The following is a 22197-nucleotide window of genomic DNA, read 5'->3' as shown; positions in this document are numbered from 1 at the left end:
GCCGCTTGTTAAACCCGGCGGGTTTACAATGTTGTCAAAACGCCCACTGTGGGTTTGCGAATGGATGGAAAACTAAACCAACTTCAGCGCCTTTTGCCCGATGGCCTCCTGGCGGACGCCCGTTGGCTGCAGCGCCATGGCTACTCACGGAGCCTGGTGGCTAAGTATGTCAAAAGCGGCTGGCTTCAGGCGCCGGTCCGAGGGGCCTATCAGCGCGCGGGCGACACATCCGACCAGGCCCTCTCGGCCATAGCGGTCGTCTTGTCGCTCCAGCGCCTGCGCCCTCCCCTCCTCGCGGTCGGCGGTCGGACGGCTTTGGAGTTGCTGGGGTTCGGCCATCCTGGCGCTCCTGACGGGCCGACCCCGTTCCACCTCTGCGGCGCCGCGCCGCCGCCCGTCTGGGCACGGAGGCTCCTGGGGCCTCGGCTGGCCTATCACCGGCCTACACTGTTCACGGCCGACCCGCTTCTTGCTGACGATCCGCAAGCCGGCGGGTTCGAGAGACACTTCACGCACCCTTCGGCGGGCGGGCTGGAGACCCAGCTCATCGTCTCGACGCCGGAACGAGCCCTGCTGGAGATCCTGGACCTCGTTCCGCAGGTCGCCTCCTTCCACGAGGCTGACGTCCTGATGCAGGGCCTGTCATCCCTCAGCCCGCGGCGCCTCTATTCGCTCCTGGCCGACTGCCGAAGCGTCAAGGTCAAGCGCCTCGCGCTGTGGTTCGCCGATCGCCACGGCCATGCCTGGGCGAGCCGGCTGGAGCGCGGCGCCATCGACCTTGGCAGCGGCAAGCGCGTCCTTGAACCGGGCGGGCGCCTCGACAGCACCTATAACATCACCGTGCCGCGCGAGATGGGGGACGCATGACCGCCGTCGTCCACTCAGGCCCACAGAACTGCGCCGGCAGGGTGCCTGAAGGTGCTGCTCCGGCGGGGACCGTAGCGGGCGTTTTCGGAGAAGTTGCCAATTGGCAACTTCAGGGGTCGAGGCCTCTCCCCTTCCCCAAGATCGTCGCTCGTGGTGGGGTTGGTGATGTCTAAGCGCGCGATTCGACAGCAGGAGTTTGATTTGTTCGTCCCTCGGATGAACAGCCTGCCACTGAAGGATCAGCGCGAGGTCATGGAGCGGCCGTTCTTCTCGCTGTCGAAGCGCAAGCGCCTGAAGCCGATCGAATACACCAGCCCCGATGGCGAGGTCTGGGTCCACGTCAGCGCCAACCCCGCCTTCGGCATCGCCACCATTTGGGATGCCGACATCCTGATCTGGGCGACCTCACGCATCAACCAGATGCGGGAGGCCGGCGAGAACGACCTGCCCCGGACCCTGCACACCACGACCTATGATCTCCTCAAGGCGATCAAGCGCGACACGGGCGGCAAGGGCTATCGGGAACTCCAGGCCGCTCTTCAGCGGCTGGAGGCCACGACGATCCAAACTTCGATCCGGGGGACCAAGCGCAACACCAAGGCGCAGTTCGGCTGGCTCGACGAATGGATGCTGGAGTCGGACGCGGTCACCGGCGCCCCGAGGGGCCTGACCCTCACCCTGTCCAATTGGGTCTATGAGGGGGTCATCAAGGACCGGTCGCTGCTGACGCTGCACGCCGACTATTTCGCCCTCTCCGGCGGCGTTGAGCGCGCCATCTACCGGATCGCCCGCAAGCACGCCGGCGACCAGGCGTCAGGCTGGACGTGCCGGGTGAGCGTCCTGCACGACAAGACCGGCAGTGAGAGCCCGCTGAAGCAATTCAACTACCTGCTCAAGCGGATCGTATCCGCCAACGACCTGCCCGAATACGACGTCAGTTTCGTCAACGCCGCGGACAACTCGCCGGCTGTCCATTTCATCCGCCGGGACGCCGCCGAGCGCGCGGCGATCAAGGCGGATCTAGCTCGCCTAGCCGCTGATTCGGAGCGCCGGACCCGCGAGGACGCCCGCACGCTCGCCGTCGATGGCATGTTTGAGAAGCGCAAGGTCCCGTCTTCGGGGGAACAGTGACCTATTCAACGGGGGAACGGTGACCCCGGGGGCGGGGTATCAGTGACCTTCGGCACGGGGTATTGGTGACCACGGCTTTTCGGAAACCCCTGTGGCGTATGGGTTTCCTGGGCATTTTTCGGCCTCTAACTCTGTCTAACTTTGTCCTTAAGAAATTCTCTAACTGAGCGCGGTGGACAGGCTGGCTTGCCGCCGCCTTGAACCAAAAGGGTTCAGGCTCGGCGCGCTGTTAACTCATTCTTCATTGCATTCGACCGAAAACTTGGCAAATTCCAGCTATCTCGCTGGATATTTGCAAAGGAGGAGGCCATGGCGAAACTTGCACTCGCAGAAAGTGCGGTCTCTGGACCCGTCCTCCTCGACGCCATGACGGCGCTCAGCGACCGCGCCCATGACGTCATCACCCGCCTGCGGGCCACAGTGTTCGCGCCCGGTGAAGAGAAGATCGTCGATCTGAGCTTCACGATCACCAAGGCCGCCGAAATGGTGGGCCGGACCTCTGAAGCGATCCGCCAGGCCGAGGCCGATGGCCGCCTCCCCGCCCCCAGGCTTAGCGCTTCGAAGCGGCGAGAAGGCTACAGCCTGGCCGAGATCAACCATATGCGCGATATCTTTGGGACGCGGCCACGTCGTGGCCCCGAGGATCCGCCGATCGTCCTGGCGGTTCAGAACTTCAAGGGCGGGGTCGGCAAGAGCACACTCACTTGTCATGTGGCGCAGTACCTCGCGCTCAAGGGCTACCGGGTCGCGGTGATCGATTGCGACAGCCAGGCGAGCACCACGACCATCTTCGGGTTCAATCCCGACATCGATATCGACGACGAGCAAACCCTCCTCCCCTTTTTCCGACACGGCGGCGAGCCGGACCTCAAGTATGGCCTGCGGGCTACCGCTTGGCCGGGCATCGATCTGATCCCCGCTAACCTCGGTCTATACCAAGCCGAGTATGAGGCGGCGGCGCGGCTTCGCGGGAATCCTGACGCCCTGGACCGCCTGCGTCGCGGCGTCGAGGGTATGGCCGTCGATTATGACGTGGTCCTACTGGATCCGCCGCCGGCACTGGGGATGCTGTCACTGGCGGTATTGCGCGCCGCCAACGCCCTTTTGATCCCGACGCCGCCTTCGACCGTGGACTTTGCCTCCACCGCCCACTTTCTGCGGATGATTGTGGAGACCCTGGAGGTCATGCAGAACCATCTGGGTGCGCGGGGCTATCACTTCCTCCGCGTCGTCGCGACCAAGGTCGATGAGGGCAAGAGCGCCCACACCCAGATCCGCGACATGATGGAGGCGGTGTTCGGCGCCGACATGCTGTCGGCCTCGCTGCTCGACTCCGCCGAGATCGACAATGCCAATGTGCAGCTACGCACCGTCTATGAGCTGACGGGTCCTCCGACCAAGACCTATGAGCGCTGCCGAAACAACCTAGACCGCCTGAACGGCGAAATAGAGCTGCTGATTCGCAAGGCGTGGCCAAGCCATAGGCAGGACCTGCGCCGGCTGGGTTTAGGGTAGGGGAGGGCGGTCATGGCATCCACAACAGGCAAGAATCGCTCCATCCTAGCGGGCCTGGTGGGCTCGGCGGTCACCGAAACCCCGACGCCGGAACGCGGTGCGCCCGCCACAGAGCGCTTGAGCACGCGGCTGACCGGGCTTGCGCGTGTCACGGCTGGCGACATTAAGGAAAAGACCCTCAAGCTGGTTGATCCAGCTCGCTGCCGGATGTGGGAGCGGCACAATCGCCGCTACGATCTGCTCAACGAGAGTGTCTGCGGGGATCTACTTGAAAGCCTTCGCTCGCAGGGGGAGCAAGAGTTCCCTGCGATCGTGCGACGGGTCGAGGGTGACTCGGACTACGATTTCGAGGTCATTTGCGGCGCACGCCGCCACTGGGCGGTCAGCTACCTCAAGAATGTGGAGCATCGCGATATCCGCTACCTCGTCGAGGAGCGCGAGCTCACCGATGAGCAGGCCTTCCGTCTAGCCGATGTCGAGAACCGGTCACGCAAGGACATCAGCGACTACGAACGGGCCCTGGACTACCGCCACGCCGTAGAAACCTTCTACGGCGGCACTGCTCAGCGAATGGCTGAGCGGCTGGAAGTTCCAAAGGCCTGGCTGTCGCGCTTTCTCGACCTCGCCAAGCTGCCGACCGACGTTGTCGAGGCCTTCGGCGATGTGCGGCAGCTACGCGAGAACCATGCCCGCGAGATCAAACCCCTCCTGGCTGACGGCGCGTCGCGCCCTCGGGTGATGGCCGAGGCCAAGCGTCTGGCAGTTCAGCAAGCGGAAATGATCGCCAAGGGCCAGGGACCGTTGGACGCCCCGAAGGTCCTGGCGCTCCTGAAGCGGGCCGCGGCGGGTGACGTGAAACCGGTGACCAAGGCGGGCAAGCCGGTCACGGCCGTGAGTAACGCAGCGGGCGCGACCCTCTTCACCATGGCGCGCAAAGGGTCGAAGAAGGTGGTCCTGGAACTGGCGCTTGATGCCGAAGCCAGCAACGCGGATTTCGCGGAGGCTTTCCATCGCGAGCTGATCCGGATGCGCCCAAAGGGCTGAAGTTGCCAATTGGCAACTTCCGGATTCTGACCCCTAAGCGGGCGCCTCGCCGCCTCCAATGTCGCCGAGTTGCCAATTGGCAACTTCTGCAAATCGTCGGGGTATCAGTGACCAACCGGGGCGCCCGAGAGGGCGTCCGAAGCCCACAAACACCGGGCATGAGCCACATCTTGGCCTGAAGCGCTGACGAGCCTGAGGCTCGGTTGCGCGCGCGAAGACAAGGCCAAGTCAGCATGAGAAAATCGTCCGTCCGCCCGGCGAGGGGGCTGACCCCCGCCTTGGCGGCGTGGGCGGTTCTTCCTGTCGCCGCTGCGGCGGTCCTCGCCGCCAGCCTGCCACAGCCGGCGCTCCTCTGGAACCGCACTCCAAGCGAGCCTTTGGGGCTCTATGTCCGCACCCTGGGGCATCCCGCGCGTGGCGCGATCATCGCTTTTCAGGCGCCAGCGCCGGCCTTTCCCTACGCCGACGGGCAGATGAATTACCTGCGCCGAATTCCAATCCTGAAGGCGATTGCCGCCGGGGAGGGCGATCACGTCTGCACCGATGGCGGGACGCTGACGATCAACGGGATTCGTCGCGCGCCGGTGCTCACCCATGACAGCCGGGGTGTGGGTCTGCCCCGCTGGGTCGGTTGCCGCGCGATGGCGCGGGGCGAGTTCTTCGTGTTCTCTGATCGCATCCCGAACAGCTTCGACAGCCGCTATTTCGGGCCGGTGACGACGCACGAGATCCTCGGCGTCTACCGGCCACTGAGCCCCTCAACTCACTCCTCTGGCGACCGATGATGGATCCTGCGGCCCTTGCTGCGCTTTGCACCCTGCTGGCCCGGGGCGAGATGGCTCAGCCCATCCCAACCGGCGTGAATTGCCCAGGGGTGCATGCCCCTGCCATGCCACTTGCCGGAGTCACTCCGCCCGCCCGGTCCCTGGCCACGCTGGTCTCCTCGCCCGAGGCGCGGGAGGCCATCGCGCGGGTCGCCTATGCCGAGGCCGCGAACCAGGGCGACAGTGGCTTGGCAGGCGTCGTTTACACGATCATCAACCGCCTAGCCGATGGCCGCTGGGGCGGGTCGGTCGAGGCGGTCGTCAACGCCCGGCGCCAGTTCGAGCCGGTGATGCGTGCAGGGGGCAGCTGGCGCAGCCTGCCGACGGTCTCGGAGGCCCGGCAGGCGCGGATCGACACTATTATCAACTTGGCCCTGGAGGGCCGGCTACCCGATCCGACCAATGGCGCCAGGTTCTTCCAGAATCCGCAGATCGTGGCCGGCCGTGCGGTCCGCGGCGAGGTCTCGGCCGGCCTGGTGAACTTCGGTGGCGCCGCGCCTTCGGCGGTGATCGGCGCTCATAGTTTCTACGTGGAAGCGGGCAGGAGAGGGGGCTCGACGCCTGGCGCCGGCCGGTCGGCCGGCGCGTCTCGCGGCCGTGCGGCATTTGACCTTTGGCAGTCCGCAGGCGGCGCGATCTTCGCGGTCGAGAACCGCGCCCTTGTGGCTCCAGCCGCCGCCGAGGGGGCGCCTACGGAGACCCAAGGCGGGGCAGGCGAGGGCGGTGATCGCCGGCCCCAGCCGGTCGATAGCGCCCGAGCGATCTTCGTTCGCCAGGACGGGACCGTGACCGCGGGGCGGCAGTGATCATGCTGCCTGCCAGGAGCCATCAAGGTCGGCATAGTCCGCATCGAGGTCGCTGGGCAGGAAGCTCGTGACCGGCTCGTCGGCCATCGCCGACTGCGCCATCAGATCGAAGTCCGGGAGGGTCTCGCCTTCGGCCTGGAGGGCGCTCTCGGGGCTCTCTTCAAAGTCGCCTCCGGGGCGCAGCGAGAGCGGCACATTGCCCAGCAGCTCGCGCACGGTGAGGCGGTCGCGGATGCCCTCGACGCGGCGGTCGATGATGTCGACCAGGCGTGCGAGGAGCTCGGCGTCACCGGCCAGGAGATCGTCGCCGGCCTCTGCCAATAGCGCGCCGCCAATGATGATCTTGGCGCGGGTTTCCCGCTTGCGCTGGTTGATCGACCACAAGGCTTCGAGCCGTTCGACGCGGGCCTTGAGCACCAGGAAACGCTGCTCGTCGTCCGCGATATCTTCGAGCGGCGTGGCGTGGCGGCGGCGATGCACGCCGTCATGGCCGGCATCGCGAAGCGCGGTCTCCAGCTCGTCCAATCGGAGCTTCAGCGCGTCTTCTTCAGAGACCCGCCGACCCTGCTCGCGGTCCTCTGTCCTAGCGATCCACAGCTCGCGCCGTTGCTCCTTCTGTGCCTCGGTTCGCGGGCGATATTTCGACGGGCGAGTGTTTCTTCGACGCTTATCGACCGTGGTCATGGCGAACACCGTAGTTGTCGTAAAAGGCCCCAGCGGTCTAAACCTATCGATAAAGTCCGTAATGGTCTATCCATGGCATAACAGTAATTACGGACAATGGCGCATATACGGGTTGGTTGGGCTACGCCCACCAACCCTGCGGCCAGGCTCCGCCCGGCACCCTCAAGCCTCCCGACGGCCTGCCCGGCCTTGGAGCCTTGAGCCAAGGGCGCAGCCCTTAGCGATCCAGCCGGCAGGGCCGGCCAATCGGAGGGAAGAGATGGCGTCGTTCCTTTGCCAGGTGCAGACAATCCAGCGTTCGGCGGGCCGCTCGGTTGTGGCCGCCGCGGCTTACCGGTCAGGCGACCGGCTGATGGATGAGCGCCTGGCGATGGAGTTCGACTTCGCCGCCAAGGATGGCATCGAGCACGCGGAAATCCTGGCGCCCGCCGGTGCGCCTCCAGCCTTCCGGGACCGCGAGGTGCTGTGGAATGCGGCCGAGGCGCGGGAGTCGCGGAAGGACGCCGTGCCGGCTCGGGAGTTGCTCCTGGCCCTGCCGCACGAACTGAATTTCGAGCAGCGGCGCGACCTCGTCCGGGCCTTCGTTTCAGAGCATCTGGTCGGGCAGGGGATGATCGCCGATATGGCGATGCACCGGCCCGGAAAAGATGGCGATCAGCGCAATTTCCACGCCCATGTGCTGGTCACGACGCGCTCTGTCGGACCGGCGGGATTCGGGCGAAAGCCGCCGGAATGGTGGAGTCCGCAGGCAGTGCGTAAGTGGCGCGCGGCGTGGGCCGAAACACAGAACCAGCACCTGCGTCGGCACCTTGGCCCGGACGCCCCGCAGGTCTCGCATCTGTCCCTCGCCGAGCGGGGCCTGGATCGCGAGCCTGGTGTCCACCTTGGATCCACGGCTTCGGCCTTGGAGCGCAAGAACATCGCCTCTGAACGGGGCGAGCAGAACCGCGACGCGGCCGCGCACAACCGCAAGCGGGCAGAGCTTCGGCGGGACTTTCAGGAGACCGCCGATCGGCTTGTTGAAGCCGCGCCGCTGATCTCGGTTCCGGTCGCCAAGCTGGTCAAGGAAGCCGAGCAGATGCGGGTTCGCATGGTCGCCGAGCGCGATGGCTGGGCGGCTGAGCGGGCGGGCTTGGGCGGGCCGAAGATCGAAACCGCAGGCCAGATCGAACGAGCGCTGACGAGGGAGGCGGTGCGTGAGCGCGCGGCTGCCAAGGCTGGCCTCGCCCGTGTCGAGCGACGCGTCGCCGGGGTACGGTCCAAGCGGTTGAACCTAGTCCAATGGTTGCGCAATCCGGCCCGGATGATCTGGGCGAAGCACGCCGAACTGAACGCCATTGCGCGGGCGCGCTCTGCGCTCCGGCGGGCTGACCTGCAGCTTGAGGTTCGTGCGTCCTGGGCACGTTCGCCGCAGGGCCAGGCCTATGTGGCGGCGCGCCGGGGCCCGCAGCTCGAGACCGCCGCCGATGTCGCTCGTCGCAAGCGGACCCTGGAGCGGAAAGTCAAACGCGCGGACAAGCGGATCGCCGGCGCCACGCGGACCTTCAACGACCTGCGGGTCGCCCAGGCGCTGGGGCAAGGCGAGCTTCGTGTGCCGGCCAAGGTCCCCGACGAAACCCGCTTCATCCGCGACATCGGTGGCCCCGCGCGGGAGGCGGTGATGCGCTTCCCGGCGCCGGCGCGCCAACAGGCCGTAGAACGTCTCAACCGAGGACTGGGGCGCGTCATCGGACGTGGCTTCATTCCAGGCTCTTAAGGCAGGAGAGGGACGATGAACGCCTCAACGCGCGCCTCGATTATCCTGCCTTTGGCGGGCCTGTCGATCCTTCTTGGTCTGACGCTGGCCACTCAGATGGTCGCGCAGACCTACGGTTATCCGCGCGAGTTTGGGGGCGGTGCCTTCGACCTGGGGACGGTGCGGGTCTATGCACCCTGGTCGTTCGTCAGCTGGTACACGCGCTTCCAACCGAGCTACCCGAAGACGTTCGATCTGGCGGGCCTGGCTGCCCTGGCCGTCGCGATGGGGCCGGTGATGCTGGCGGCGCTGCTGACCCGCCGATCCCAGCGTGAGCCCAAGGCCTTTGGCCGGGACGCCTGGGCCGACGTCGATGACGTGCGGCGCGCCAAACTCTTCGGCCCTGGCGGGCAAACCAGCGGTCAGATCAGCGGCCGGGTGCTCGGCCGCTTCAACGGCCGATACCTGACCTATGGCGGGATCGAGCACGCGATCATCGTGGGCGCGTCGCGGAGCGGTAAGGGGGCCGGGCATGTGGTCCCGACCTTGATCGCCTGGCCGCACAGCGCCTTCATCTATGATCGCAAGGGCGAGCTTTGGCACATCACCGCCGATCACCGAAAGACGTTCAGCCACGTCTTCTATTTCTCGCCGACCGACCCAAACACCGTCCGCTGGAATCCGCTCTTCGAGGTCCGCAAGGGGCCGATGGAGATCGCCGATATCCAGAACGTGGTCGGGATCCTGGTCGACCCGTTGGGCCGAAAGGCCGGCGACCTGAACTTCTGGGACCAGAGTGCGACGGACTTCTTCACCGCGATCATCCTGCACGTTCTCTACAGCGAGGAGGACACCAAGAAGAACCTGGCCCAGGTCCGGCGGCTGCTGATCAACATCGAACCAACCCTGCACGCGATGATGAATACCCAGCACCGCTGGCGGCCGGACTATCATGCGGCGGACGGGCTCGCGCGCGACGCCGAGGGCGCGCCGATCGCGGAGATCCACCCCGAGGTCCTGCTGGGGGCGACGGCGCTCTCGACCATGGACGAGCGCGTGAAATCCAATGTCCTGGCCACCTGCCGGGCGTCACTGTCGCTGTGGGCGGACCCTTTGGTGGAGTACGCGACCAGCTGGTCGGACTTCTCCATCGGCGACCTGGTCTGCTCGGAGGCGCCGGTGTCCTTCTACATCATCACGCCGCAGGCCCATGCCGACCGCCTGGCGTTCCTGGTGCGGGTGTTCACGCGCCAGACCATCAACAGCCTGATGGAGCACGAGCATTTCGACAGCCGCCGCCGGCGCAAGCTGCACAGGCTTCTGTTGCTACTCGATGAGTTTCCGAAGCTTGGCAGTCTTCCCTTCCTGGAAAACGCGATGGGCGAGATGGCCGGCTATGGGATCACCGCCCACCTGATCTGCCAGAGCTTCAACGACGTCTTTTCCAAGTACGGGGACAAGACGCCGCTGTTCGACAACATGCACATCACGGCCTGCTTCGCGACCTCGGAGCCCACCAGCATCGACAAGGTGACGCGCCGGGCGGGCAAGGCGCTGGAGATGCGGGAGAGCTACAGCGATCCGCGCAGCCTTTTCGGGCGCGCGAACCGTTCGACCTCGCAGTCGGAGCAGCAGCGCTACATCCTCTCCGAGGAGGATGTGCGCGGCCTCGACGACAGGAAGCAGTTCCTGTTCGTCAACAACACCAAGCCGATACTCGCCGACAAGATTCGCTACTACGAGGAGCCGTTCTTCAAGGCGCGGACGGGGGACTACTTCAACGGCGTGCCCGCGGCTTATGAGCAGCGCCCAGAGGCCGCCGACCTGCCTGGACGGGCTTCGATCGACTGGAAGGGTGTGCGGGCCGTGGTGGCTGCTCCTGAAGGCTTTGAGGGTGTCTCGCCGCCCCGAGCGCGCTCGGGAGCCGGGAAAGGCGCTGCCGAAGCGCCAGAGGGCCACCTGACCGAGGACTACCTGGCGCCCCAACCGATCGCCGCCCTGCGGCCCGGCGATGACGACGGGAGCCTGTAGTGCGCTCATCGCCCCCATCCAACCCAAGTTCCTGGAGAGCGCCATGTCGCAGCAGCATCCTGTCGTAACCGATCGCAAGGTCGCGGCCCTGCGCCAGGCGATGGGCCCGGTCATCGCCGGCGCCCTCGCCGAGCGCCTGGTCGTCGAGGTGATGGTCAATCCCGACGGCAAGATCTGGGTGGACCGGATCGGGGAGGGGAGGTCGTGGACCGGCGAGTACCTGGCAGCGGCTGACGCCGACCGCATCCTGCGCCTGCTGGCCGACCACGCCGGCGAGGTGGTCACCCGTGATCACCCTAGGGTCAGCGCGACCTTGCCGCTGACCGGGGAGCGCTTCCAGGGCGCTTTCATGCCCGTGGTCTCCAGCCCGGCCTTCGCGATCCGCAAACGGCCGGAGGTGGTGTTCACTCTGGACGAGTATGTCGCCGGCGGCATGATGACCGAAGGTCAGGCGGCGATCATCCGAGCGGCGGCGGTCGCACGGCAGAACATGCTGATCGTTGGTGGCACCGGATCGGGCAAGACGACATTAGCCAACGCCATCCTGGCCGAGCCCGCCTTCGCCGAGGATCGGGTGGTGCTGATCGAGGATACGGCAGAGCTGCAATGCTCAGCCGCAGACCAGATCCAGATGCTAACCAAACGGACGGAGCCGCAGGTCACCATGACCGATTTGGTCCGCGACACGCTGCGGCTGAGGCCCGACCGGATCATCATCGGCGAGGTGAGGGACGGCTCGGCGCTGGACCTACTGAAGGCCTGGAATACGGGCCATCCCGGCGGTCTGGCGACCATTCATGCCAACAGCGCCGCAGAGGGCCTGACGCGGCTGGAGGATCTGATCGGGGAAGTAACCCAGCGTATCCCCTACCGGGCGATCACCCAGGCGATCAACCTAGTGATCCATATCGCCCGTGCGCCGGCCGGACGGCGGGTCCAGGAGGTGGCCCGCGTGACCGGCCGCGAGGGTGACACCTATGTCCTGGAGGACTGTGTGGAGGGGTAGGGGGTTATGGGAGGAAAGGCTTCCCCTGCGGTCGAGCCAGTCGGTGTCTCGGCCGAACCCTTCGAGCGGGGACACCCCGTAACGCCCCGATATGGGGAGCGGAAGACGGGCATGCTCGGTCCTGCCGCTTCGCGGCTCCTGCGGGTCCGCCCCTGGCGGGCGCCTTTTGGGCACCGCCGGTCGCTCGACGGCGCGTTCCGCCACGCGCGATGCGCGGGCTCCTTGCAGCCATCATTTTAGTTAGGCGTAGTTGGCCCTTCGCCGGGGCAATTAAGCTTTGGGAATGATCTCGTAGTCCCATGAATGGTGCGAGTTGAAGAAATCTCGACCCCCTACGCGGTCGGCGGCCTTTGCATAGATCGAGAACCGGGTTCCGATGGGCTGACTGCGGCGTAGTCAGGTAAAATACCGGGCATTGGCAGCTGGTTGTTGTTTCGGTCCGACATCGCGCGGGTCAGGGCGGCGACCTCGGCTCGGGCCTTCATCATCGCTTACAGATTGCACATGGATCGCCTATCGGGCTGTTTTCCCAATCAAATGGTCAAACCGGTCGTGTGCCGATCCTTCATACCCAAGGACGGTAGTTGACTCTTCTCTGACGTTGGGAAGGTCCGCTTCCTGGCCGCAGCCGAAGCGCCAGCAACACGACCTGGCAAACAATAATCTGACGCTCAGCGACGTAAAACGTGATGCTCTCGGCACACAGCTAAGCGTTGGCGAATACAAAGATCGGCGACCCGCGAGCTTGGCCTACTGAGGGCGACGGCCGGGCGGGTGGGTGTCATGCTCGGTTGATGAACGCTCTGCGATTCTCGCAAGGACCGGCCCGATGAGCTGGGTCCTGGACCCCGTCCCCAGTGACGTGAAGGCGCTGGACGATGTCGCCCTTCGCGAGCTCGTGCGCAGGCTTTGCGAAGCAGAGATGAAGGCCATGGGCCTATCCCCGGCCGGCCTGATCGCCGGGGGGCATCAAAAGGCCAAGGACGGCGGCATCGACGTGCGCGTGGAAGGGGAAGGGGCCGGCAACGGCTATCTGCCGCGTCTGCCGCTGGGCTTCCAGGTCAAGGCCACGACCATGGACAAGGCAGATGTCGACAAGGAGATGCGCTTCAAGGGCGTCCTGCGCTCCTCGATCATCACCCTGGGCCAGGACGACGGGGCCTACATCATCGCCTGCGGCCACGAGAACCTCACCGGGATGGGACGCGAGGAGCGGGTCAGGGCCATGCGCCTGGCCTTTGGGGGCTGCGAGACCCCCGCGCCGCATTTCGATTTCTATGACGCCAGCCGCCTTGCCGACTGGGCGCGGCAACATCGGTCTGTCGCTATCTGGCTGCTTGAAAAGGCGGGCCGCTCGACGCGCGGCTGGGCGGACTTGGCCAATTGGTCGGCGCCCGATCAGGGTCTCGAGCCTGTGTTTCTGGCCGACGACCAGGCGCGCCTGACCGTTGGCGCTAACACCTCTGCGCGCGGTGTGGTCGAGGGCCTGGACGCCTTGCGCAACGCTCTGCGTCGTCCGCGCAGCGTGGTGCGTCTTCTTGGCCAGTCAGGGATGGGCAAGACTCGTCTGGTGCAGGCCTTATTCGACGAGCGGGTTGGCGAGCAAGCCTTGCCCGCGCATCTGGCCGTTTATGGCGATGCGGGTGATCCGGACATGGAGGTGGCGCCCACCGCGATGGCGAGAGCCCTGATCGATGCGGATCAGGCGCCGATCCTTATTGTCGATAACTGTCCCACCCAGATGCACAGCCTGCTGACCGCGATCGCCAGCCGGCCCGAGGCCAAGTTCAGCCTGCTGACCATCGATTTCGACATCGGGGCCGATCAGCCCGACAAGACCGTGGTTGCGCGCCTGGAGGCGGGTGGCGACGTTCTGATCGAGCGTCTGCTGCGTCAGCGCGCGCCGCATCTGAACGCCGCGGACGTGCGGCGCGTCGTCGAGTTTTCCGAAGGCAACACCCGCATCGCCCTGGCGCTGGCCAAGACCGCGGCGACCTCGGGAAGCCTGGCCAATCTCGAAGACGCCGCCCTGGTGGATCGACTATTTCTCACGGGGCGTCGCGGTCACGATCCCAAGCTCCATCAGGTCGCTCGCATCGCCGCCTTGGTCTATGCCTTCTATGTCGAGGGTGACCCCAATCCAGATGAGTTGGCGGTGCTGGCGGGCCTAGCCGGAACCAGTGAGACCGATTTTCTCGACAGGCTTGGCGAACTGCTGGACAGGGGGCTGGCTCAGCAACGCGGCAAGCAGCGCGCGATCCTGCCCCAGGCCCTGGCGATCCACTTGGCCAAGGATGCGGTCGCGCGGATCCCGGCCTCCCGCTTGTTTGCGATCTTTTCGGCCGCTCCGGCTCGGTTAGCGACCTCGTTCGCCAAGCGGCTGGGGGCCTTGCACGATCGCGCCGAGGCGGTGGCAATGGCCGAGATGATCCTGGCTCCGGGGCAGGAGCTGGCCAGGCCGTCACGCGAAGACAAGGCGGCGATCGAAGTGCTGGCCCATTTGGCCCCGCTGGCTCCCGCCCGTGTCCTGGGGATCCTGCAGGACTACGTTGCTCGCTATGGCGCGACCGAGACCATCGTCTACACCAACCAGGCCGCGCGTCAGATCACCGCCCTGCTGTGCAAGCTGACCTACGAGGCCGAACTTTTCGACCCCGCCGCGCGGCTGCTGTCCCAGTTGGTCATCGGCCAGGACGAGTCGCGGATGATCGAGCAACTGCGACCTCGGTTCACCCGCCTCTTCCAAGCTATCATGTCGGACACGGAGGCCTTGCCTGAGCAGCGGTTCGCGTTGCTAGACGATCTGCTGGCCAGCCAGGACGCTCCAACGCGTCTGCTGGGTCTCCACGCTTTACGCGCCGCCTTGATGACGCGTCCGAACAACCGATCCTCGATTGAACCGTTCGGGGCCCGGCGCCGTACAGCGGGGTGGTGGGCGACAGGCGACAAGCAGGTCTTGGCTTGGTTCACGGTGGCCCTGGACCGAGCGTTCGGCATGATCGTAGGAGCCGAGCCCGTGATGGCGCGTACGATCCTGGCCAAGGCCTATCCCGATCTGGTGCGCATCGCCGCCATCGACGCCCAGACCGTCGAGACCATGATCAAGGTCGCCGATCTGGCCTTCTGGGGCGAGGGGTGGTTTGCCGCCTGCGATGTGCTCAATCATCGAAAGGGTGACGATCAGACCCAGGCGATGCGCGACTGCGAGGCGGCGCTGCGGCCTAAAACGCTCCAAGAGCAGTTCGACGCCTTCATGCGTCAGCGCTTGTGGGATTGGCATGACCCCGACGGCGACGACGCCGTCGACTCCTGGAACACCGCGCGCGCTCGGGCTCGCCAAGTCGGCGGTGACGCCTTCGCGGCGGGCGATGAGGGCAAGGCCTTGCTCACCGTGGCCTTGAGCGATCCCCATGTGGCGGGAAGCGAGTTCGGGGCGGGGTGGGCGCAGGCCGCGCAGGATCTGGACCAGGCCTGGGCGGACCTGTTGATACAGGCCAGGGCCGTGCCACGCGGCGACCTCAACGCCACGACGATCGCTGGGTTTTTCGGCCACTGCCGGCAAGCCTATCCGGCAGTGGCCGAGCGCTGGCTGGAGGCGGGGGTGAGCGATCCGCTCGTCGCTAGCCTGCTGCCGTGGCTGGAGGTCGAAAGCGGCGAGGTCGGCGAGGCCGGGATCGCCCGCATGATCACCGTCCTGACCCAAGGTCTGGTCCATGAAGGTGTCGCCCAGACCCTGTGGCGCTTCAAGGCTAGCGCCGACGTCGCGCCTGACGCCTTGGCCGCCCTAGTCGACGCTGTTCTGGATCATGGCCAGCCTTCGACTGCGCTGCACCTGCTGGACGCCAAGCGACCCAAGGCCGACGAGGAGGCCTGGCCACAAGCCTTGCGAGCGGCGGGACGGCGGATTCTTGAGGCGATTGCGTTCTCCAACGATGAGGGGCGGTCGGGCGACTACCAACTGGCCGCCTTGGCCGATCGTGTGCTCGGCGGATCCGAGGGGGAAGCCACCGCCGCTGGCCTTCTGACCCGCATCGCCAAGCACGTGGAGGAAGACAATGATTTTTGGCTCCATGGCCTGCCAGGCTTGATGGGGGTTATCGCTCGCGATCATCCGCGCCTCGTGCTCGACACCTACCTATCAACGACCTGGGACCACGTTCGCTACAAGTTGGACCACCTGCTGAAGAATTACGACGATGACGACGGTGGCGGGTTCAACCTCATCGCCGCGATCGCGTCGGATGTTTTGATGAGCTGGATGGATGAGGACCGTCTCGACCGCGGTCGACGCCTGGCCCAGCTCATCCCCTATTTCGAGACCGGCGAAGGTAAGGACTTTGCCTGGACGCCGCTGGCGATGCGCTTGCTGAACGCGGTCGGCGGCGATGAGGAGGTCCATGAAACCTTCGAGCGCCGCTTTGGCACCGGCGCCTCGAGCGGCGAGTACGGCTTCCGCTACCGCCGGCGTCTGGCGATGTTGCGGGGCTTGGGAAATCATCAAAACCCGGCAGTGCGCAAATGGGCCGATGACTTCCATCGGAGCCTCGTCAAATACCTCACAGACTTGGAGGCGGGAGCCCGCAAGGCCGAGCCAACATTCGAATAAACACTAGTCGTCGAAGGGCACCGAACTTAGCCTTTTTGAAGCAGAGCGAGAGGCCGCTCATAGCGCTGCGCCGCCGTGTCGAGGCGCGCTCTTCCCGCCAGCTTTGACCACGAGGGTCCTACAGTGGCCGACTGGAACCACGCATCCAAGCTACGATTGGGCCCCGAGGTGGCCCAGAACGATCCGTCCGACGCGCACCATTTGACCTACGTCCTCGGCGACGGTCGGATAGATCGGGATGGCGCCTTCGCTGGGCATGTGAGCGAACATTGGCCAAAAGACCCCCAGCGCCTCGATCTTGAGTTTTACCGCCGCTTGTTGCTCGGCCATGTGCGTGATCGCCTCGTGGTCCGGGAGACCTTGCGGCAGGGCGGTCATCTCCGCTGTCAGCCGCTTGAAAGTCTCGGCTTGGTCCGGGTTGAGCACGGCGGGTATTACCGCCAGCGGAACGCGGTGAGCCGAGGGATTGCGCCGCGACTTCACCTGGTTGTTCCAGTCGAGGAGCAGCGAGAGCTTTCGCGGCAGGTCGCCGAACGCCTCGACTTTGGAAAACTTGTCGCCGAAGAGGTCAATCGCGGTTGGTGATAGGCGCACGCTCTTGATCCCGCCTGCGCGCTCGATGGCCGCCCAGGCGAAGTTATCCATCGTGCCGCGGATGTTGATGTAGATCGTGTTCAGCGCACGCGACGCTCGATCGGTCTGTTCCGTGGTCAGTGGCCTCTTGCGGTCTGGCGGTGAGATCGAGACCAATTCGCGCATGGCACCCCAGATGTCGCCGGTCCGTCGCCCCACGCCATAGACCAGATGGTCGCCCAACGGGCCTTGCGCGCGTGCCCCGGCCTGAGTGGCGGCGAACCGCAACTGTGCGACCGCGTCGATCACCTGCAGGGCGTGCATCTCGGCGGCTTGCGCCAGGAAGTACCCGTCATTGTTCGGATGGCCGTTGAGCAGCAACCGGACCTGATCGAGCTGCCATTTGTGGGTAAGCGCTTCGTCCGAGGAAAACATGATCTGCGGCTTGCCATTGAGCGGGGCTGAAAAAGAACACCAATGCAAAACGGGTCAAGCTTAAGCGACGTTCGTGGGCAGCGGCCTCAGTCCTCGGGCCAGCTGGGTGGCAAGTTGAACAGCTCGGCGAACGACTGTCCGTTGGTCTTATCCAGCTTCCCGTCGATCGGGTTTAGCTCATCGACACCTAGAGGAAGGGGCGGCAAAGGGTGCGTCGCCCAAGGGTTCCTGATCAGTCGGGCGCGTCGCTGCCCGACACTCCAGGGCATCAGGCGTTCGGTCGATAGGATCGCGCTCAGGCCCTTCTTTCGCGGCCCCTTCTCGCCTTGCCAGACGCCGTCGTTGTTGCGGCTTTCGGCGGTTTCGGTTCGACCATCGTCGTAGCGCCGAACAACCACACAGGGCGAACCGAACATGGCGTCGATGGCGTCCTCCTCGCGTTTGTAGTCGCTCATGGCGTTGACGGCCACGACGTAAGGGATGTCCAGATCACCATAGCGTGACGCCTTCTTCTCGACGGACTCGCGGATGCCGTCGCCTGGCGTGCCCCAGTAGGGCTCCATGTTCTGTACGCCGATCGCGCCGCCGACGTCCTCGCGCGGCGTCCTGCGCAGAAACGCGCTGATGGTGAGGGTCATACCGTATTCGGCATAGACGAACGGCGGCTCGTCCCTGACCGCTTCGGTCGCGGGCAAGGCGGCGATCCAGGCCCCTAGGGCTGGCCGCAGCGCCTTGGCGCTGACCTGCTGGCTCGGCTTGCCTTCGATCTCGACGTCCAGGAAGAAGAGCTTTGCGTCGGCGTTATCGACGATGCCCATGGCGTCATTCAATCGCTTGTCCGCAGCAACGTCCTGAGGTGTCTGGGCGATTGAGGTCACCACTTCCAAGTAGAAGCGAGCCCCGTTGGGAGCCTCCACGAGGAAGTCAGGCCGATGATTGGAGTTAGGGACCTCTGGCTCCACCGCGACGATCATGTGGCCCGTTTGCACGAGCAGTTCATGAACGGTCAGTTCGAAGAACGCACTGTAGTGGGCGGCGTCGATTGAAGAGCGCAAACGCGCGACCAGCGCGGTGAGATCGCTAGCCGGATAGCGGGAGATCCAGTCCTCAACAAGAGCGCGCACGCGTTCGGCCTCAATGCGGCCCGAGCGATTGAGGTAGCTGAAATGCGTTTCACCGGCCGTGGGCGGTCCTTGGTGGTCGCGGTCGATATCGTCGAAGACGATGGGCATGAGGAGTTTCCTTCCGATGCGAGGCTAGCGGCAACGCTTGAGTCTCCGCGAGACCAAAGTCCCCGTTTCAGCGCAAGAAGGTCTAAGGCTGTCGCCTGGCGACTTGGCTGGGGGAGGCGTGGCATGGTGGGCGAGGGGATATGGGTCCGAACCGACGAGGTCGAAGACGTCGCCGCCTCCGTTCGCCAAGCGGTGCGTGGTTGGGCCGCAACGACTGAGGATCCGCAGGCCTGGAAATGGGTGATGCTGGCGCTGCACTCCGCCATCCAGGGCGCCTGCGTCTGCCACCTGCTGACGACGGCCCATCCGGTTGGCGCTCTGACACCGCGCAGCACCGAGGAGTGGATGACCTATCTCGAAGCCTCTCGCGAGGACGAGACCTTGTCCGCGCCAAAGCGGACGGAGCTGATGGGGATGCCCGACCTTTTGAAAGCCGTGCGCAAGAAAGACTCGGCCGGCGGCGGCGCGGCGCCGTCGATCGCGATCAGCGATGGCGAGTTCAGCTGGTTGCGCAAATTCCACGACGAAATCCGCAATCAGCTGGTTCATTTCGCGCCGATAGGATGGTCGATCGAGGTTTCCGGAATGCCGGGACTGGCCAAGCTTGCCGCGCGGATCGTCGCTGACGTCCAGGACGCCGGCTGGGGCTTTCGGCACAAGGATCTGGCCTGGCAGACCGCGCTTCGGGTCGAGCTTGAGAAATTAGCGGCCATCGGTTGAAGCTGCGAGCCCCGGTCCGTTCGGGGCCTCAGATTTGTCGCCTGCAAAATAGCACGGCGGCGGTGACCAGGCGTCGGAGCAAGCCGGGGCCTCTGTCGCGTCGGCTGCGGCCACGCAGCAGCATGGTTGAGCGCTGATGGAAATCTTGCAGCGGCGGCGGCTGAACGTCCGGAATCTGGAGTGACTTCAAGGTCCGGTAATGGCGCACAACGGCTGGAAAACTTGGATGCCAGTCAGTGACCGTTCCGGACGGGAGAGGTTAGGCTGGCAGAAGCGCCTGGGCGATCTCACGCGCAGTGTCCCTTGCGGACCGCATGACGCCGGTCAAGGTTGCGGACGCGAAACCCGTCCACTCGCCATAGCCCACCAGCCACAGGCGCGGCTCTTTGACCGACCGCGTGCCGTCTACCGCCACCCGTCCAGACGGTTCAATCACGCCCAGAGCGTCCAGATGCTGTAGGGCCGGTCGGAAGCCTGTGCACCAGATCACGGCATCGACCTTGGTCTCCCGCCCGTCAGTCCAGACGACGCCGTGTGGGGTAAAGCGCTCGAAGGGGCGAACAGTCTTCAGAACGCCGCGGTCGCGGGCCGCCTTGACGGGCTGAACCATCACGACGTCGCCGAGACCCCCAGGTGGCGGCGCATCGGCGGCAATCCCCTGTTGGGCCTGCCAGCGGGCAGTTGCCCGGTCGAACAGCACGCGCCCATCGACCTCGTCCGGCAGGAAGGCTGGCGGCGCCTGTGTCACCCACGTCGTGTCAGCGACCTGCGACACCTCCGCGAAGATCTGTGCGCCGCTATTGCCGCCGCCGACGACCAGCACTCGCTGCCCAGCAAACGCTTCCGGACGGCGATACTGAGCCGAGTGGACTTGCACACCTTCAAAACGGACTTGGTCCGGGTAGAGTGGTCTATAGGGCGCGCGCCAAGTGCCAGTGGCGCTCACCACAGCGCGGGCCCGCCAGGTTGCAGGGCAGGTTTCCACGACGAGCGCATCCTGTTCAGCGCGAACCAGTTCGACCTCTGCGGGCCTTATGACCGGCAGATCGTAGCGCGCCTCGTAGGCCGCCAAATAGGCCACCACCTCATCGCGCGTGGGATAGGCTTCGCCACTGGGGGGCATGGGCCAGCCTGGCAAGGAGCTCCAATCAGCGGGTGAGAAGAGCCGAAGTGAATCCCAGCCATGTCGCCAAGCCCCGCCGGGGTCTGCCTCGCCGTCCACGATTGCGAAGCTCAGGCCGGTTCGGCGAAGGAAATAGCCCGTGGCCAATCCGGCCTGCCCGCCGCCGATGACGACTACGTCGAAGCTTGTCGTGGAAGTCGCCGTCATTCGTGAGGTCTCCAATACCGAATGCAGTCCGGGCGGGAGTCTCAGAATGTGCGCCTCTGGACCGACCCTGATTGCCCAAGAGGACTAAGTCCATGCGCTGCATCAAATCGGCTGGCGCTAGACAATGGGGCCAATGGCTTTGAGCCAATGTCGCGTTTCTGGAAGGGAGCAAATGTCTGAAGTTGGCGCCAAACGTAAACTGCACGGCGGTCAAGGCGAGCGTGAATTGTGTCAAGGATTGGTGGGCGCGCCGTCGATCCAGGCCTGTGCGAAGGTATTGCTGTCCTCCATCTGTTTGCCGAGCACGCCCAGCCAGCCGCCGGTCCAGGTGTCAAAGGCCGGAGCGCCGGAAACGGTTTGCAGCTTCTCCGGCAGGGTCCGAACCAAATAGATGGGGTTTTCGCCTTGGCCATAAGCTTGGCCGAGCGCGGAAAAATCCTCGCCCGATAGGACAAACACGACGTGACCCAGCCTTGCTAGTCTCACCTGGGAGAACTTCCGTTCGCCCAGTGCTTCGGAAGCCTGAAAGAGCGCCCTGAACAGATCGATTGGCGCTTTTTCCTCAGCGGACCACAGATCGAGTGTGATTTCCCGTGGCTGGAAGCCATTGGTGCGATAGGCCACCAGGGTAAGGCCCTTGTTCCGCTCGTCCTTGGCTAAGCCCGCGGCCACCGGCGCGGCGATAAGCCCGTTGTAAACCAGAGCTAATATCAGTGCCGCCAGAAGTCCGGCAATAAGACGATGGGATTGAAGCACCTTGAGTATAGCCATGGCAGGTAAAATCCTTCTCAAGTTGATCGAAAGCTCTTCTGCTGGGCGATAAAGCCCATTCCATCCTGATCCGGATGGCGTTCGGTGAACTCCGCGCGAGTGGCGCGCGCTTTCAAGGGCGCGCCTTCGCCTTTCCGCTGAGGCCCACCTTGCCGAGGTCCAGCCCCTCCGTGGGGAAAGTCACGGACTGCACTCCGGCCTCGTAGAAGGTCAGTTCGATCTTCGTGGTTTTCGCTTTGGCCAAGCGCGCCGCGACGGCGCGTGCGCCGTTCAGGAAAACGATGTTGGAGGAGTGGTCAGCCGCACTGTTGGCACCGTTCCGACCGGCAGGCGCGTCACCATAGCGAACCTTCACGCTGCAGCCATCGTAACTGTCACAGAGAATCTGGCCGTCGCCGTTCAGCGCGTAGTACACGTCAATGCCGAACTTTGGGCTGTTGCGGACGCAAAGCTTGGCTGTCACCGGTTCATAGGGCGGGTTGAGTGACACTTGGTCGGTTGAATCCACGCACGCCAAGAGCGTCTTGCGGTCACTCATCGGGTCGACGTCATCGACATAGGTCCAGGCGTAGGACGGAACCGGGGGTGTGGCCGGGGTGACGGGCGAGGGCGGCGTATAAGGTGTGACTGGAGCCGTAGTCGCTAGGGCAGAAGGCGCTGGAGTGGTTGGGCCGGGATCGCAACTGCGTGCCACCATGATGAGGGCGAAGACGCCGATAACAGCTAGTGCGACGAGCGCGGCTGGGTTCGGCTTTTTCTGCTCGGCCGGGGCAACTGGTCCCGCCGCGTCGATAGTGGGATCCGTTTTTTCCTCGCTCCTTCGCGCCTCCAACTGAGCTAGGCGCTTACGCAGTTCCGCGATCTCGTCGTCGATGTCAGCCATGTTG

The 22197-nt window shown here is 65.0% G+C and carries 17 protein-coding genes; 11 read left to right on the top strand and 6 right to left on the bottom strand.

Going from position 1 to position 22197, the window contains the following annotated elements:
* Positions 1 to 60 precede the first annotated feature (60 nt).
* From ACN2C8_RS19615 to ACN2C8_RS19590, 6 genes are all read left to right on the top strand, one after another.
* Positions 61 to 867 (top strand): type IV toxin-antitoxin system AbiEi family antitoxin domain-containing protein, encoded by an 807-nt coding sequence (locus ACN2C8_RS19615; RefSeq protein ID WP_419256064.1) that lies wholly within the window; start codon positions 61 to 63, stop codon positions 865 to 867.
* 165 nt (positions 868 to 1032) lie between these two features.
* The gene (locus ACN2C8_RS19610) at positions 1033 to 1998 is read left to right on the top strand and encodes a replication initiator protein A (RefSeq protein WP_419256063.1); all 966 of its coding nucleotides are present in this window, start codon (positions 1033 to 1035) and stop codon (positions 1996 to 1998) included.
* Between the two features lie 309 nt (positions 1999 to 2307).
* Positions 2308 to 3513: an AAA family ATPase gene (locus tag ACN2C8_RS19605; protein ID WP_419256061.1), complete on the top strand. Its 1206-nt coding sequence runs from the start codon at positions 2308 to 2310 to the stop codon at positions 3511 to 3513.
* 12 nt (positions 3514 to 3525) lie between these two features.
* Positions 3526 to 4557 carry a ParB/RepB/Spo0J family partition protein gene (locus ACN2C8_RS19600; RefSeq protein ID WP_419256060.1) on the top strand — a complete coding sequence of 344 codons (1032 nt, stop codon included), beginning with the start codon at positions 3526 to 3528 and terminating at the stop codon, positions 4555 to 4557.
* A 278-nt stretch (positions 4558 to 4835) separates the two neighbouring features.
* Positions 4836 to 5342 (top strand): S26 family signal peptidase, encoded by a 507-nt coding sequence (locus ACN2C8_RS19595; protein ID WP_419262261.1) that lies wholly within the window; start codon positions 4836 to 4838, stop codon positions 5340 to 5342.
* 104 nt (positions 5343 to 5446) lie between these two features.
* Positions 5447 to 6187: a cell wall hydrolase gene (locus ACN2C8_RS19590; protein ID WP_419256056.1), complete on the top strand. Its 741-nt coding sequence runs from the start codon at positions 5447 to 5449 to the stop codon at positions 6185 to 6187.
* Here the strand turns inward: ACN2C8_RS19590 and ACN2C8_RS19585 are convergent, their stop codons facing one another.
* Positions 6188 to 6871 carry a hypothetical protein gene (locus ACN2C8_RS19585; RefSeq protein ID WP_419256055.1) on the bottom strand — a complete coding sequence of 228 codons (684 nt, stop codon included), beginning with the start codon at positions 6869 to 6871 and terminating at the stop codon, positions 6188 to 6190.
* Positions 6872 to 7130: 259 nt separating this feature from the next.
* Between ACN2C8_RS19585 and mobQ the strand changes: the two genes are divergently transcribed.
* From mobQ to ACN2C8_RS19565, 4 genes are all read left to right on the top strand, one after another.
* A complete protein-coding gene (mobQ, locus tag ACN2C8_RS19580; RefSeq protein WP_419256053.1) occupies positions 7131 to 8627 on the top strand; it encodes a MobQ family relaxase in 1497 nt (498 codons plus the stop codon).
* Between the two features lie 15 nt (positions 8628 to 8642).
* Positions 8643 to 10637 carry a type IV secretory system conjugative DNA transfer family protein gene (locus ACN2C8_RS19575; protein ID WP_419256051.1) on the top strand — a complete coding sequence of 665 codons (1995 nt, stop codon included), beginning with the start codon at positions 8643 to 8645 and terminating at the stop codon, positions 10635 to 10637.
* A gap of 43 nt (positions 10638 to 10680) precedes the next feature.
* Positions 10681 to 11643 carry a P-type conjugative transfer ATPase TrbB gene (gene trbB, locus ACN2C8_RS19570; RefSeq protein ID WP_419256049.1) on the top strand — a complete coding sequence of 321 codons (963 nt, stop codon included), beginning with the start codon at positions 10681 to 10683 and terminating at the stop codon, positions 11641 to 11643.
* Between the two features lie 829 nt (positions 11644 to 12472).
* Complete coding sequence (locus ACN2C8_RS19565; protein WP_419256048.1) at positions 12473 to 16249, top strand: hypothetical protein; 3777 nt, start codon at positions 12473 to 12475, stop codon at positions 16247 to 16249.
* A gap of 150 nt (positions 16250 to 16399) precedes the next feature.
* On the opposite strand, the gene ACN2C8_RS19560 is transcribed toward ACN2C8_RS19565, so the two are convergent.
* Together ACN2C8_RS19560 and ACN2C8_RS19555 are read right to left on the bottom strand one after the other, a co-directional pair.
* Positions 16400 to 17257 carry a hypothetical protein gene (locus ACN2C8_RS19560; RefSeq protein ID WP_419256046.1) on the bottom strand — a complete coding sequence of 286 codons (858 nt, stop codon included), beginning with the start codon at positions 17255 to 17257 and terminating at the stop codon, positions 16400 to 16402.
* Positions 17258 to 17343: 86 nt separating this feature from the next.
* Complete coding sequence (locus ACN2C8_RS19555; protein WP_419256045.1) at positions 17344 to 18489, bottom strand: hypothetical protein; 1146 nt, start codon at positions 18487 to 18489, stop codon at positions 17344 to 17346.
* Here ACN2C8_RS19555 and ACN2C8_RS19550 point away from each other — a divergent pair.
* A complete protein-coding gene (locus ACN2C8_RS19550; protein ID WP_419256044.1) occupies positions 18454 to 19209 on the top strand; it encodes a hypothetical protein in 756 nt (251 codons plus the stop codon). The genes ACN2C8_RS19555 and ACN2C8_RS19550 overlap by 36 nt on opposite strands.
* Before the next feature lie 259 nt (positions 19210 to 19468).
* Here the strand turns inward: ACN2C8_RS19550 and ACN2C8_RS19545 are convergent, their stop codons facing one another.
* From ACN2C8_RS19545 to ACN2C8_RS19535, 3 genes are all read right to left on the bottom strand, one after another.
* Entirely contained in the window at positions 19469 to 20539 is a 1071-nt protein-coding gene (locus ACN2C8_RS19545) for an ArsO family NAD(P)H-dependent flavin-containing monooxygenase (protein WP_419256042.1), read from the bottom strand.
* A 231-nt stretch (positions 20540 to 20770) separates the two neighbouring features.
* Positions 20771 to 21310: a hypothetical protein gene (locus ACN2C8_RS19540; RefSeq protein WP_419256041.1), complete on the bottom strand. Its 540-nt coding sequence runs from the start codon at positions 21308 to 21310 to the stop codon at positions 20771 to 20773.
* 112 nt (positions 21311 to 21422) lie between these two features.
* Positions 21423 to 22193: a hypothetical protein gene (locus ACN2C8_RS19535; protein ID WP_419256039.1), complete on the bottom strand. Its 771-nt coding sequence runs from the start codon at positions 22191 to 22193 to the stop codon at positions 21423 to 21425.
* Positions 22194 to 22197: the final 4 nt, after the last annotated feature.

The sequence above is a fragment of the Caulobacter sp. ErkDOM-C genome (assembly GCF_048541825.1).
Classification (GTDB): Bacteria; Pseudomonadota; Alphaproteobacteria; order Caulobacterales; family Caulobacteraceae; genus Caulobacter.
This window is presented reverse-complemented; position numbering and strand designations above follow the sequence as displayed.